This window comes from Phytohabitans sp. LJ34 (assembly GCF_052068095.1).
GTDB lineage: Bacteria > Actinomycetota > Actinomycetes > Mycobacteriales > Micromonosporaceae > Phytohabitans.
In genome coordinates this window covers 49089-61872 of sequence record NZ_JBQHDG010000025.1, presented here as the reverse complement: position 1 = coordinate 61872, position 12784 = coordinate 49089, and the positions used below count along the sequence as shown (strand labels likewise).

Annotated in this window: 12 protein-coding genes; 9 read left to right on the top strand and 3 right to left on the bottom strand. The window is 71.9% G+C overall.

The genetic code is table 11. The annotated features are described in order from the left end of the window. Window positions 1–42: 42 nt before the first annotated feature. Window positions 43–1200 (top strand): YVTN family beta-propeller repeat protein, encoded by a 1158-nt coding sequence (locus ACTMTJ_RS36180; protein ID WP_441223196.1) that lies wholly within the window; start codon window positions 43–45, stop codon window positions 1198–1200. 36 nt (window positions 1201–1236) lie between these two features. Here ACTMTJ_RS36180 and ACTMTJ_RS36175 read toward each other — a convergent pair whose 3' ends face one another. Together ACTMTJ_RS36175 and ACTMTJ_RS36170 are read right to left on the bottom strand one after the other, a co-directional pair. Then, window positions 1237–1911, bottom strand: a complete 675-nt coding sequence (locus tag ACTMTJ_RS36175; RefSeq protein WP_441223195.1) for a response regulator — start codon at window positions 1909–1911, stop codon at window positions 1237–1239. Then, on the bottom strand, window positions 1908–3464 hold the full coding sequence (locus tag ACTMTJ_RS36170) for a sensor histidine kinase (protein ID WP_441223194.1): 1557 nt from the start codon (window positions 3462–3464) through the stop codon (window positions 1908–1910). The genes ACTMTJ_RS36175 and ACTMTJ_RS36170 overlap by 4 nt, the downstream gene beginning before the upstream one ends. A gap of 85 nt (window positions 3465–3549) precedes the next feature. Between ACTMTJ_RS36170 and ACTMTJ_RS36165 the strand changes: the two genes are divergently transcribed. Beyond that, window positions 3550–4923, top strand: coding sequence for a cation:dicarboxylate symporter family transporter (locus ACTMTJ_RS36165; RefSeq protein WP_441223193.1), 1374 nt, complete (start codon window positions 3550–3552; stop codon window positions 4921–4923). Between the two features lie 142 nt (window positions 4924–5065). Continuing rightward, window positions 5066–6268, top strand: coding sequence for an esterase-like activity of phytase family protein (locus ACTMTJ_RS36160; RefSeq protein WP_441223192.1), 1203 nt, complete (start codon window positions 5066–5068; stop codon window positions 6266–6268). A gap of 5 nt (window positions 6269–6273) precedes the next feature. Here ACTMTJ_RS36160 and ACTMTJ_RS36155 read toward each other — a convergent pair whose 3' ends face one another. Next, window positions 6274–6957 (bottom strand): GH12 family glycosyl hydrolase domain-containing protein, encoded by a 684-nt coding sequence (locus tag ACTMTJ_RS36155; protein WP_441223191.1) that lies wholly within the window; start codon window positions 6955–6957, stop codon window positions 6274–6276. Between the two features lie 148 nt (window positions 6958–7105). Here ACTMTJ_RS36155 and ACTMTJ_RS36150 point away from each other — a divergent pair, with 148 nt between their 5' ends. The 6 genes from ACTMTJ_RS36150 to ruvB all read left to right on the top strand — a co-directional run bounded on the left by ACTMTJ_RS36150 (window position 7106) and on the right by ruvB (window position 12752). After that, a complete protein-coding gene (locus tag ACTMTJ_RS36150; RefSeq protein WP_441223190.1) occupies window positions 7106–8140 on the top strand; it encodes an aminotransferase class V-fold PLP-dependent enzyme in 1035 nt (344 codons plus the stop codon). 105 nt (window positions 8141–8245) lie between these two features. Beyond that, a complete protein-coding gene (locus tag ACTMTJ_RS36145) occupies window positions 8246–9817 on the top strand; it encodes an MFS transporter (RefSeq protein WP_441223189.1) in 1572 nt (523 codons plus the stop codon). An 11-nt stretch (window positions 9818–9828) separates the two neighbouring features. Beyond that, window positions 9829–10449, top strand: a complete 621-nt coding sequence (locus tag ACTMTJ_RS36140) for a TetR/AcrR family transcriptional regulator (RefSeq protein WP_441223188.1) — start codon at window positions 9829–9831, stop codon at window positions 10447–10449. 61 nt (window positions 10450–10510) lie between these two features. Further along, window positions 10511–11059 carry a crossover junction endodeoxyribonuclease RuvC gene (gene ruvC, locus ACTMTJ_RS36135; protein ID WP_441223187.1) on the top strand — a complete coding sequence of 183 codons (549 nt, stop codon included), beginning with the start codon at window positions 10511–10513 and terminating at the stop codon, window positions 11057–11059. Between the two features lie 38 nt (window positions 11060–11097). Further along, window positions 11098–11700, top strand: coding sequence for a Holliday junction branch migration protein RuvA (gene ruvA / locus ACTMTJ_RS36130; RefSeq protein ID WP_441223186.1), 603 nt, complete (start codon window positions 11098–11100; stop codon window positions 11698–11700). Further along, entirely contained in the window at window positions 11697–12752 is a 1056-nt protein-coding gene (gene ruvB / locus ACTMTJ_RS36125; protein ID WP_441223185.1) for a Holliday junction branch migration DNA helicase RuvB, read from the top strand. The genes ruvA and ruvB overlap by 4 nt, the downstream gene beginning before the upstream one ends. Window positions 12753–12784: the final 32 nt, after the last annotated feature.

Genomic DNA, 12784 nt, shown 5'->3' with positions numbered 1-12784 from the left:
GTTCCCCAGGGACAAACCCGGCATTTTAGTTAGGGTCGGGTCGTGTCGACGATCAGGCCGGCGGTGGCCGGATGTCTCGTGCTCGCCGTTCTCGCCGGCTGCGGCGAGAACGGCGACCGGGGCGCGGCCGCTCCCGCCCCGACCGTCGCGGCCAGCCCGAGCGCCACCGCCACGGCCGCCGCCGCGACCGGCACCAACGTCTACGCCGCCGCCGGGCCCGGCATGCTCAGCGAGGCCGTGCGCGGTCACCGCGAGCTCGTCTACGTGCCCAACACCAACAGCGACGACGTGACCGTGATCGACCCCAAGACGTACAAGGTGGTGGATCGCTTCTACGGCGGTCCCGAGCCGCAGCACGTGGTGCCGGCCTACGACATGGGCACGCTCTACGTCGCCTCCAGCCGGGTGCCGACCGGTGGGCTGGTGCCGATCGACCCGAAGACCGGGCGCTCCGGCAAGCTGATCAACGTGCAGGACGTGTACAACCTGTACTTCACACCCGACGGCAAGCGGGCGATCGTGGTCGCCGAGGCGTACAAGCGGCTGGACTTCTACGACCCCGCCACATGGCGGCGCACCAAGTCGCTGAGCTTTCCGGAGTGTGCCGGCATCAACCACCTCGACTACTCGGCCGACCTCACGACGATGCTGGTGAGCTGCGAGTTCGCCAACCGCATGATCGTGCTCGACGGGGTGTCGCACAAGAAGTTGCGCCAGTTCGACCTCGACGTGGCGGCGCACGGGATGCCGCAGGACACCCGGCTCACGCCGGACGGGCGGCACTTTCTGGTCGCCGACATGCACGCCGACGGGGTGTACGTCTTCGACGGCGCCGCCACCAGGCGCACCGGCTTCATCCGCACCGGCAAGGGGACGCACGGCATCTACTTCAGCCGGGACGGCGGTCGGGCGTTCGTCTCGAACCGGGGCGAGGGCTCGGTCACGGTGCTCGACACGGCCACGCTCAAGCCGGTCACCAAGTGGCGGATTCCGGGCGGAGGCAGTCCGGATATGGGTGGCGTCTCCGCCGATGGCACGGTGTTGTGGCTTTCCGGGCGGTACGACGGCGAGGTCTACGCGATGAGCACAAAGGACGGTCGGCTCCTCGCGCGCATCCCGGTCGGCGCCGGCCCGCACGGCCTCACGATCTGGCCGCAGCCGGGCCGCTACTCGCTGGGGCACACGGGCAACATCCGCTGAAGCCGCTGGCCGCGAGCGCGGCCACCGGCTGAAGCGCTACGCGATCACGTACTCCACCTCGGGCCGCCCCGGGCCGCCGTACCGCGAGGAGCGTTCCACCCGGCCGGTCTCCGCGAGGTGCTCCAGGTATCGGCGCGCGGTGACCCGCGACGTGCCGGTGAGCGCCGCCACCTCGGCCGCGGACAGCGGCGTCACCGACGCCCGCAGCGCGGCCAGCACCCGGTCGAGCGTGCCCGCGTCGAGCCCTTTCGGCAGCGACGCCGCCGCGCCGCCACGCAACGCGGCGAAGACCCGGTCCACCTCGTGCTGCGCCGCCACCTCACCGGCCGCCTGCACCTGGGCGCGGTAGCGCGCGTACGCCAGCAGCTTGTCGTGGAACGCCGCGAACGTGAACGGCTTGAGCAGGTAGTGCGTCACCCCCAGTGCCACCGCCGCCCGCACCATCGCGATGTCGCGTGCGGACGTCACCGCCAGCACGTCGGTGGCGCTCCCGGCCGCCCGCAGCGCCCGGCACACCTCCAGGCCGTGCCGGTCCGGCAGGTTGAGATCCAGGAGTACGAGGTCGACGGGCTCGGCCCGCAGCACGGCGAGCGCGTCGCGGGCCGAGTGCGCGACGCCCACGACCGCGAACCCGGCGACCCGCTCGGTGTACTCCCGATGCGCGTCCGCGATCAGCGGCTCGTCCTCCACGACGAGAACCCGAATCGTCATGGCACCGGAAGCCGCACCGTGAAGACCGTCGGCGCGGCCGACACCTCGTAGGTGCCGCCGTACCGCTGGATCACCTGCCCCACCAGTGCGAGCCCGAGGCCGCGGCCCTCGCGTTTGGTCGACCAACCCCGCCGGAACGCGTCCGCCACCTGGTCCGCCGGCACCCCCGGCCCGGTGTCGGTGACCCGCACGAGCACCTGCTCGGCGGTGCCCCGCACGAGCACGGTGACGCGGCGCGGCGGGTCGGTGCCGGTCACCGCCTCCAGGGCGTTGTCGACGAGGTTGCCGACGACGGTCAGCAGGTCGCGGGTGGGTAGCGGCTCGCCGTCCAGCCGCGACTCCTCGTCGACGACCAGCTCCACGCCGCGTTCGCTGGCCTGCGACGACTTGCCGAGCAGCAGCGCGGCCAGCGCCGGCTCGGTCACCGCGCCCACCACCCGGTCGGTGAGCTGCTGGGCGAGGGCCAGCTCCTCGGTCGCCAGCCGCACCGCGTCGTCCGTGCGTCCCAGCTCGACCAGCGTGAGCACGGTGTGCAGCCGGTTGGCCGCCTCGTGCGCCTGGGCGCGCAGCGCCTCGGTCAGCCCGCGTACCGAGTCGAGCTCGCCGGTCAGCGCGCGCAGCTCGGTATGGTCGCGCAGCGTGAGGACCGTGCCGAGCGGCCGCCCCTCGAATCGGGTCACCTGCTGGTTGGCGACAAGCACCCGGTGGCCGGCCAGCAGCGGCTCGTCGGCGGCGGGCCGGCCGGAGGCGAGCAGGTCGCCGACCGCGGGCGGCAGGTCGAGCTCCTCGACGCGGCGGTCGGCCACCGCCTCGGGCAGGCCGAGCAGGCGCCGCCCCTCGTCGTTGACCAGGGCCACCCGCCCGCCCCGGTCCACGACCACGAGGCCTTCGCGCACGGAGTGGAGTACGGCGTCGTAGTACTCGTACATCCTCGTCATCTCGGCCGGTCCGAGCCCGTGCGTCTGGCGGCGGAGGCGGCGGCTGAGCAGCCACGCCCCGACCCCGGCGAGGGCGAGCGCGGCCGCGGTGGCCGTGCCGACCGCGGGCGCCTGGCGCAGCAGCTCGCGGTTGATCGCCTCGGTGGTGATGCCGACGGAGACGAGCCCCACGACGGCGCCGCCGTCGCCGCGCACCGGGACGACGGCGCGTACCGACGGGCCCAGCGTGCCGGTGTACTCCTCGACGATCTGGTCGCCGGCCAGCGCCGCGTCGATCGTGCCGATGAACGGCTTGCCGATCAGGTCGCGGTTGGGATGCGTGTAGCGGGTGCGGTCGGGCGCCATCACCACGACGAAGTCGGTCTCGGTCGCGAGCCGGGTGGCCTCCGCGTACGGCTGGAGGCGGCGCGTCGGGTCGGGGGAGGCGAGCGCCTCGGCGACGAAGGGCGCGTGTGCCACCGTCTCCGCCACAGCGGTCACCTCGTCGGCCGCGGCGTCGCGGGCGTCGTCGCGCGCGAGCAGCACGGCGGCGGCCGTGCCGCCCGCCACGAGGAGCGTCACGACCAGCACCTGGAGGGCGAAGAGCTGCCCCGCGATGCTCCATCTGCGTGTCATCGAGCTGTTTCCGATCCGGGTACCGCCGGTGAACAGAATGAACGTAACGGTGCTTTCCGGTGAGACCCAGACCACAGTCTGCGGCATGGACACCCAGACCCCCGTCCCCCGGGTCCGGCGGGACCGCACGCACTTCCTCTACATAGCCGTGGTCGTCGCCGTCGTCGCCGGCGTGACCCTCGGCCTGCTGGTGCCGGACGTGGCCAAGGAGCTCAAGCCGCTCGGCACTGGCTTCGTCGCGCTGATCAAGATGATGATCAGCCCGGTCATCTTCTGCACGATCGTGCTCGGCGTCGGCTCGGTGCGCCAGGCGGCCAAGGTCGGCCGCGTCGGCGGGCTCGCGCTCGGCTACTTCCTGGCCATGTCCACCGTGGCGCTGGCGATCGGCCTGGTCGTCGGCAACCTCATCCACCCCGGCTCGGGCCTGGACCTGACCGGCACCGCCGCCGAGGCCGGGCGGGAGCAGGCCGGCAACGCGCCCGACGAAGGCCTGGCCGACTTCGTACTCGGCATCATCCCGACCTCGCTCGTCTCCGCGCTGACCGAGGGCGAGGTGCTCCAGACGCTGCTCGTGGCCCTGCTGGTCGGCTTCGCCGTGCAGGCGATGGGTACCCGCGGCGAGCCGGTGCTGCGCGCCGTCGGCGTGATCCAGCGGCTGGTGTTTCGCATCCTCACCATGATCATGTGGCTGGCACCGATCGGCGCCTTCGGTGCGATGGCCGCCGTGGTCGGCGCCACCGGCGTGGACGCGCTCAAGAGCCTCGCCCAGATCATGTTCGGCTTCTACGCCACCTGCGCCATCTTCGTCTTCGTGATCCTTTCGACCCTGCTGTGGGTGGTCGCGCGGATCAACATCTTCGCGCTGCTGCGCTACCTGGGCCGCGAGTTCCTGCTGATCCTCTCCACGTCCTCGTCCGAGTCGGCGCTGCCGCGCTTGATCGCGAAGATGGAGCACTTCGGCGTCAGCAAGCCGGTCGTCGGCATCACGGTGCCGACCGGCTACTCCTTCAACCTCGACGGCACGGCCATCTACCTGACGATGGCGTCACTGTTCGTCGCGGAGGCCATGGGCGACCCGCTGTCGGTCGGCGAGCAGATCTCCCTGCTGCTGTTCATGATCATCGCGTCCAAAGGCGCGGCCGGCATCACCGGAGCGGGCCTGGCCACGCTGGCCGGCGGCCTACAGAGCCACCGCCCCGACCTGGTCGACGGCGTCGGCCTGATCGTCGGCATCGACCGCTTCATGTCCGAGGCGCGAGCCCTGACCAACTTCGCCGGCAACGCCGTCGCGACCGTCCTCATCGGAACCTGGACCGGCGAGTTCGACCGCGACCGCGCCCGCGCGGTCCTGGCCGGCGACGACCCCTTCGACGAGACAACGATGCTCGACGACGACGAGCCCGCCACCCCGGCACCGGTCTCGCCCGCCCCGGCGGTGCCAGCCGCGTCGCGGGCCTGACCCACCGACCCCCGGGGCCGCCGCTCTGCGCCGCGGCCGGCCCCGGGACCCAACCTCGGAAGCGGCGTCGGTGTGCGGGTTGGTTGGCCCGGCCGCATCGGTGAAAGGTTTGTGAAAGAGGTCAGCGCTATCGTGAGCGGCCATGCGATCGAATGCCCGCCGGACGGCGGCCGCCGCGGGGGCCGCCGCACTCGTCCTCGGCCTCGTCTCCGCCCCCACCCGAGCACACGACGGCGACGTCGACGTGCCCACGCTCACGGGTTTCGCGGCCCTGCCGGCCCAGACGTACGTGCCGGCCAGCGAACCCTCCGGCGCGGCGCTCGGCACCGCACCCGTCAACGGGGTGCGGCCGCCGTTCGCGGACCAGCCGGTGCAGGGCTTCTCCGGCATCGTCCGCGGCGGTGGCGGGACCTTCGAGGTGCTTTCCGACAACGGGTACGGCACCAAGGCGAACAGCGCCGACTTCGCGCTGCGGGTACAGCGGATCGCCCCGGTCTTCGGCACCGGCGCGATCGACGTGCTGGGCGGCTTCCACCTCACCGACCCGGACGGCAAGGTGCCCTTCGCCCTGACCCGCCCGGACCGGGTGCTCACCGGTGCCGACTTCGACGTGGAGTCGATCGTGCGGGCGGTGGACGGCACGTACTGGCTGGGCGACGAGTTCGGGCCCTTCCTGCTCCACGTCGACCGCACCGGCCGCCTGCTCTCCGCGCCGATCCCGACGCCCGGCGTCTTCGCACCGGAGAACCCCGACCTCGGCGGTGGCACCCCGAACCTCGGCGGTAGCCGCGGATACGAGAGCCTCGCGATCTCGCCGGACGGCCGTTACCTCTACCCGGTGCTCGAGGGCACGGTGACCGGCGACCCGGCGGGCGAGCTGCGGATGTACGAGTTCGACCTGAAGGCGGGGGCGTACACGGACAAGCGGTGGACCTACGCGCTGGAGTCGCCGACCCACGCGGCCGCGGACGTCGTGACCGTGGACGCAAACCGCTTCCTGGTCCTCGAGCGGGACGGCACGTCCGGTGACGCCGCGGTGTTCAAGAAGGTGTACCTGGCCGACCGCCGCGACCGGAACGGCGACGGCAAGCTGGACAAGACGCTGGTCGCGGACCTGCTCGACATCGCCAACCCGGACGGGCTGGGCGGGTTCGGCCCGGTGTTCCGGTTTCCGTTCTTCACGATCGAGGGCCTGATCCTGCTGGACGCCCGGACGATCGGCGTGCTCAACGACAACAACTACCCCTCGAACGCGACGCGCAGGCCGGGCCTCGCCGACGACAACGAGTTCATCCGTGTACGCCTGCCCGAGTCCCTCCACCCCGACCCGCGCGCGTTGCGCTGACGGCCTCAGCTGTAGGCCACCGAGAAGCTGTTCGTGCGGAAGTCCATGCCGCCGCTCGAGCTGGTGATCTCGTAGCCGAACTGGACGGTGCTCAGCGTGACGTCGCCGAACCAGCCTCGGCCGCGGATCCAGTTCATGATGGCGCGGATGTCGACCGAGCCCGAGTTCGTGTTCGACGAGCGGATGAACGAGAAGACCTGGTTGGAGCCGTTCGACCCGCGGTACACCGCCCAGCTGTGGCCGCCGACCGACACGTTGGTCTGGAACGAGCCGAGCGGACCCACCGGGCCGACCTTGTTCATCCACAGCATGATCTCGTAGGTGTGGCCGTCGGCCCAGATGTCGTACGCGCTGGTGTAGGCGCCCGCGTTCGGCACGGTCACGTTGAAGCTGCTCGTCGCGCTGCCCAGCGAGCTGAGCCGGCGGTTCACGGCGCGGGTGGAGTTGGGGTAGGACTTGATCCCGCCGGTGTTGGGGTGGTTGGCCCAGACGCCCCAGTTGCTGTACGAGTTCGCCCAGATCGTCTGTGGCCCGTAGCCGCTGCCCCAGATGTTGTTGTAGAGGGTGTAGCCGCCGTTGTTCCACGTGCCCCAGCGGTCGCTCGAGGACCAGGCGGCCGCCTGTGCGGGCGCCGCCGAGAGGCCGAGGACGATCGCGACGAGTAGTGCGGTGAACGAGGCTCTGCGCATGAGGGTGCCCTCCTCACTGTCGAAAACGGCTTCGAAGCGCTTCGATCGACGGTTTCGACATCTATGGGTAGAAATGCGCGCGGTACGGACAGGGTAGAAGTCGAAAATCATGAATGCAACAGCTCTGGAGCGGCCTAGCCTGGACGGTATGGATCTTGCGGAGGCGCAAGGGCTCTGGGACGCGGAGCCCGGCTGGCTCAACACGGCGAGCTACGGACTCCCGCCCCGGCCCGCGTGGGAGGCGTTGCAAGGGGCGCTCGCGGACTGGCGCGTCGGGCGTACCTCGTGGGAGGGCTGGGGCGCGGCGACCGGCCTGGCCCGCGAAGCCGCCGCCCGCATCATGGCCGTGCCCGCCGCCGACGTGGCCACGGGCGCGACGGTGTCGCAGATGCTCGCGCCCGTCGCCGCCGCGCTGCCGGCCGGGGCGCGGGTGGTGGTGCCGGAGGTCGAGTTCACCTCCAACCTCTTCCCCTGGCTGGCCCAGGAGGCGCGCGGCGTGCGCGTCCGCACCGTGCCCGCCGGCAAGCTGGTCGAGGCGATCGACGCGGGCACCGACCTCGTGGCGTTCAGCCTCGTGCAGTCCGCGGACGGCGCGGTCGCCGCGTACCGGGAGATCGTGGCCGCCGCCCGCGCGCACGGTGCCCTTGTCGTGGTGGACGCGTCGCAGGCGTGCGGGTGGCTGCCCTTCGACGCGGGGCTCGCGGACGCGGTGGCCGTCACCACCTACAAGTGGCTGATGGGGCCGCGCGGGCTCGCCTTCGCCTACCTGGCGCCGGGGTTGCGGGAGCGGCTCACACCCTCGGCGGCCGGGTGGTTCGCGGGGGAGGACGTGCACGACTCCTACTACGGCCCGCCGCTGCGGCTCGCCCCGGACGCGCGGCGGTTCGACCTCTCGCCGGCGTGGTTCAGCTGCGTGGGCGCGGTGCCCTCGCTGGAGCTGATCGAGCGCATCGGCCTGGCGGAGATCGGCGCGCACAACGTGGCGATGGCCAACCGCTTTCTCGCCGGGCTCGGCCGCCCGCCGAGCGACAGCGCCATCGTCGCCGTCGACGTGCCGGGTGCCGAGGAGCGCCTGGCGAAGGCCGGCGTCCGCGCGGCCGTGCGGGCCGGTCGCGTGCGGGCGTCCTTCCACGTGTACTCCACGGAAGCCGACGTCGACATGGCGCTGAACGCGCTGGTGTGACGGCCCCCACTTTTAGATACGAGACGGTTCCGTATCGCTTCCTGTCGGCGTAGCGTCGCTCGCGGAGTAATACGAGACCGTTCCGTATCGGGGGGAGCACGTCTAGTGCAACCGCAAGTCAACACCGGACACCCAAGGCGCTGGGCCATCCTGGGCGTCCTCGTCGTCAGCCTCCTCGTGGTGGTCCTCGACAACACCGTGCTCAACGTGGCACTGCGTACGCTCGCAGACCCGCAGCACGGTCTGGGGGCCAGCCAGGGTGAGCTGGAGTGGTCCATCAACTCGTACACGCTGGTCTTCGCCGGCCTGCTCTTCACGGCCGGCATCCTCGGCGACCGCTACGGCCGAAAGCGCTTCCTCACCATCGGCCTGGTGCTCTTCGGGCTGGCGTCGCTGCTGTCCGCCTACGCCCAGACGCCCACCCAGCTGATCTGGGCCCGCGCGTTGATGGGTCTCGGCGGCGCGTTCATCATGCCGGTGACGCTGTCGATCATCTCGAACGTCTTCGACCCGCGCGAGCGCGCCCGCGCCATCGCGATCTGGTCCGGCTCGGTCGGTCTCGGCATCGCGATCGGCCCGATCCTCGGCGGCGCGCTGCTGGAGACCTTCTGGTGGGGCTCGGTCTTCCTGATCAACGTGCCGGTGATCCTGGCTGGCCTCGTCGCGGTGGCGATCATGGTGCCCGAGTCGCGCGACCCGCGCCCCGGCAAGATCGACATCGTCGGCGTGCTGCTGTCCGTCGTGGGCCTCGTCGCCCTCTCGTACGGCATCATCGACGGCGGTGAGCACGGCTTCGGCCGGCCGGTCGTCTGGGCGTCGATCGTCGGCGGCCTCGCGGTCCTCGTGGCCTTCGTCGCGTACGAGCGGCGCGTCGAGTTCCCGTCGCTGGACGTGCGCCTGTTCAAGGTGCCGCGGTTCGCGGTTCCGGTGGCGTTGATCGGCCTGCTCTTCTTCGCGGCGCTCGGCGTGTTCTTCTTCAGCTCCTTCTACCTCCAGCTGGTGCGCGGCTACAGCCCGCTGGAGACCGGCCTGCTGCTCCTGCCGTTCGCGGCGGCGCAGATGGCGTTCGCGCCGCGCAGTGCGGTCATGGTCAAGCGGTACGGCGCGAAGGCCGTCTCCGCGGTCGGCCTGACGCTGGCCACGGTCGGCATCGCCGGCTTCGCCTTCCTCGGTGTGGACACGCCGATCTGGGTGGTCGGGGTGCTCTTCTTCATCCAGGGCGTCGGGATGGCCAACCTCATGCCGCCGGCGATGGAGTCGATCATGTCCGCGCTGCCGCGTGAGCGGGCCGGCGTGGGCTCGGCGGTGGCCAACACCGTCCGCCAGGTCGGCGGCGCGCTCGGCGTGGCCGTGCTCGGCTCGGTGCTGGCCAGCGTGTACCGCGGCCAGGTCGACGGCGCCGCCCAGGCGCTGCCCGGCCCGGCACGGGAGGCGGCGGAGGAGTCGATCTCGGGTGCCTACGGCGTGGCCGACCGGCTCGGCCCGGCCGGCGGCGCGGTGATCGACGCGGCGAACCACGCGTTCGTCACGGCCATGCACTGGACCGCGGCGATCGGTGCGATCCTCGCGGCGCTGGGCGTGCTCATGGTGCTGCGCTGGATGCCGGGCAAGCCGGCGCCGGAGCCGCAGCCGGTCGACGCGCCAGCGGAGCGGCCGGAACTGGCAGCGGCCTCTTAGGATCGGCGACAATGCATACCGTGACTACGGTGAGTGAGGGTGTCGAGAGTGCTCCGCGGTCGCCTGGGCGACCGCGGAGCGCCCGCGTGGATGAGGCGATCATCGAGGCGGTGCTCGACCTGCTCGCCGAGGGCAGCACGATCGAGTCGCTGTCCATCGAGGCGATCGCGGCCAGGGCCGGCGTCGGCAAGGCCACCATCTACCGGCGCTGGTCGGGCAAGCAGGCGCTGCTCGTCGACGCTCTCCGCACGCTCAAGGGGCAGCCGGCCAAGCCCAAGGGCGACTCGGTCCGCGAAGACCTGGTGCTGCTGATGAGCGGCGTCGGGCGCAACGCCGACCCCCGCGCCGCCAAGATCATGCCGTGTCTCGTGCCGGAGCTGCACCGCAGCCCGGAGCAGTACGCGATATATCAGGAGATCGTGCAGCCCCGGCGGGAGCTGACCCGCGAGGTGCTGCGCCGCGGCATAGCGACCGGGGAGCTCCGCGCCGACCTCGACGTCGAGCTGGCCATGGTCATGCTCACCGGTCCGGTGGTGATGCAGAAGGTCTTCACCTGGGACCCCGACCTCGACAGTGACAACCTGCCCGAGCGGGTGGTCGACACGCTGCTGGCGGGCATTGCGCGGCGCTGAGGCGGCCACCCGCTAGTGTGTCGAACACACGTACGTGGTGTGTAGCGGGAGGGGTCGTCGCATGCGCGTGCTCGGCGTCGACCCGGGGCTGACCCGGTGCGGGGTCGGCGTCGTGGAGGGCGTGCCCGGCCGGCCGTGCACGCTGGTGGCCTACTACGTGGTCTACACCGACCCGGCCGACGACCTCTCGCTCCGCCTGCTTCACCTCGACCGCTCGCTCACCGACCTCGTCGCCGAGCACCAGCCACGCAGCGTGGCGGTCGAGCGGGTGTTCAGCCAGCACAACGTGCGCACCGTGATGGGCACCGCCCAGGCCAGCGCCGTCGCGGTGCTCGCCGGTGCCCGGGCCGGGCTGCCGGTCAGCACGTACACGCCGAGCGAGGTCAAAGCGGCCATCACCGGGTCGGGCCAGGCGGACAAGGCGCAGGTCACGTCGATGGTGACCCGCCTGCTCAAGCTTGACGCGCCACCCAAGCCGGCGGACGCCGCCGACGCCCTCGCCCTGGCCATCTGTCACATCTGGCGCGGCGGCACACGCTCCAAGCTGGCGGCCGCCGCGTCGAGGCACCAACGCTCGGCGACAGCGAGTGAGCATCGCCGGGCGCGCTAGCGACCGCGGGGGCGAGCCATGAGACGGAGGGGTAGTAGATGATCGCCAGCGTGCGGGGGAGGGTCGCGGCGGTGTCGCCCGACGGCGCCGTCATCGAGGTGGGCGGGGTGGGCCTCGCCGTGCACTGCGCACCCGGCACCCTCGCCGGGCTGCGGCAGGGCGCCGAGGCCCGGCTCGCCACGAGCCTCGTCGTGCGGGAAGACTCGCTGACGCTGTACGGCTTCGCCGACGACGAGGAGAAGATGCTCTTCGAGCTGCTCCAGACCGCGAGCGGCGTCGGCCCGCGGCTGGCCCAGGCGGTGCTGGCCGTGCACTCGCCCGACACGGTGCGCAAGGCGATCGCCACCGGCGACACCGCGACGCTGACCCGGGTGCCGGGCATCGGCAAGAAGGGCGCCGAGCGGCTGGTCCTGGAGCTGCGCGACCGCATCGGTCCGGTCGCGGTGGGCACCGACGAGAGCGCCGGCGTGCTGGTCGGCGCGTGGCAGGAGCAGGTGCGGCAGGGCCTGGTCGGGCTCGGCTGGACCGCGTCGCAGGCCGATCAGGCGGTCGCCGCGGTGGCCGAGACCGTCGACGGCACCACGCCGCCGGTGCCGGTCCTGCTCAAGCAGGCGATCCGCCTGCTCGGTAAGACCCGATGACCGATCCGGGGATCGTCTCCGCGCTGGCCTCCGAAGCGGAGCGCGACGCCGAGGTCAGCGTCCGCCCGAAGCGCCTGGCCGACTTCATCGCCCAGCATCGGGTACGCGACCAGCTCGACCTGCTCCTGCGCGGCGCGATGGGCCGCGGCACCCCACCCGACCACATCCTTTTGTCCGGCCCGCCCGGGTTGGGGAAGACCACGCTGGCGAACATCGTGGCGGCGGAGCTCGGCGTCGGCATCCGGGTGACGAGCGGGCCGGCGATCGAGCGCTCCGGCGACCTGGCCGCGATCGTGACCAGCCTCGCCGAGGGAGACGTGCTCTTCATCGACGAGATCCACCGCATCGCGAAGCCGGCGGAGGAGCTGCTGTACAGCGCGATGGAAGACTTCCGGGTCGACGTGGTGGTCGGCAAGGGGCCGGGCGCGACCGCGATCCCGCTCGACGTGGAGCCGTTCACGCTGGTCGGCGCCACCACGCGGTCGGGGCTGCTGACCGGGCCGATGCGCGACAGGTTCGGGTTCGTCGCGCACCTCGACTTCTACTCCGCGGACGACCTGCGCACGCTGCTGCACCGGTCGGCGCGCATCCTCGGCGTGCCGATCACCGAAGAGGGCGCCGTGGAGATCGCCGGGCGGTCGCGGGGCACGCCGCGCATCGCCAACCGGCTGCTGCGCCGGGTGCGCGACTTCGCGGAGGTGCGGGCCGACGGCATCGTCAGCCTGGAGACGGCTCGGGCCGCCCTCCAGGTGTACGACGTGGACGGCCTCGGCCTGGACCGGCTCGACCGGGCGGTGCTCGTCGCGCTGGTCGACTCGTTTCGAGGCGGGCCGGTGGGGCTCTCGACGCTGGCGGTCGCGGTGGGGGAGCAGCCCGACACGGTGGAGGAGGTGTGCGAGCCGTTCCTGGTGCGTGCGGGGCTGCTGGCACGCACCCCGCGGGGCCGGGTCGCCACCGAAGCGGCCTGGCACCATCTTGGACGAACCCCACCAAATGGTACGTTCGGCACGGGTGCCGGCCCGGCGCCCGACCTGTTTTCGGCCGAGCCATAGTCGTCCCTGGATATCCCGTGATCTGAACGTGA

What these genes read in the sequence shown, in the direction of transcription:
- ACTMTJ_RS36155 (WP_441223191.1), bottom strand. Translation starts at nt 6,957, where the DNA reads ATGCGCAGAGCCTCGTTCACCGCACTACTCGTCGCGATCGTCCTCGGC.
- ruvA (WP_441223186.1), top strand. Translation starts at nt 11,098, where the DNA reads ATGATCGCCAGCGTGCGGGGGAGGGTCGCGGCGGTGTCGCCCGACGGC.
- ACTMTJ_RS36140 (WP_441223188.1), top strand. Translation starts at nt 9,829, where the DNA reads ATGCATACCGTGACTACGGTGAGTGAGGGTGTCGAGAGTGCTCCGCGG.
- ACTMTJ_RS36150 (WP_441223190.1), top strand. Translation starts at nt 7,106, where the DNA reads ATGGATCTTGCGGAGGCGCAAGGGCTCTGGGACGCGGAGCCCGGCTGG.
- ruvC (WP_441223187.1), top strand. Translation starts at nt 10,511, where the DNA reads ATGCGCGTGCTCGGCGTCGACCCGGGGCTGACCCGGTGCGGGGTCGGC.
- ACTMTJ_RS36175 (WP_441223195.1), bottom strand. Translation starts at nt 1,911, where the DNA reads ATGACGATTCGGGTTCTCGTCGTGGAGGACGAGCCGCTGATCGCGGAC.
- ACTMTJ_RS36165 (WP_441223193.1), top strand. Translation starts at nt 3,550, where the DNA reads ATGGACACCCAGACCCCCGTCCCCCGGGTCCGGCGGGACCGCACGCAC.
- ACTMTJ_RS36170 (WP_441223194.1), bottom strand. Translation starts at nt 3,464, where the DNA reads ATGACACGCAGATGGAGCATCGCGGGGCAGCTCTTCGCCCTCCAGGTG.
- ACTMTJ_RS36160 (WP_441223192.1), top strand. Translation starts at nt 5,066, where the DNA reads ATGCGATCGAATGCCCGCCGGACGGCGGCCGCCGCGGGGGCCGCCGCA.
- ruvB (WP_441223185.1), top strand. Translation starts at nt 11,697, where the DNA reads ATGACCGATCCGGGGATCGTCTCCGCGCTGGCCTCCGAAGCGGAGCGC.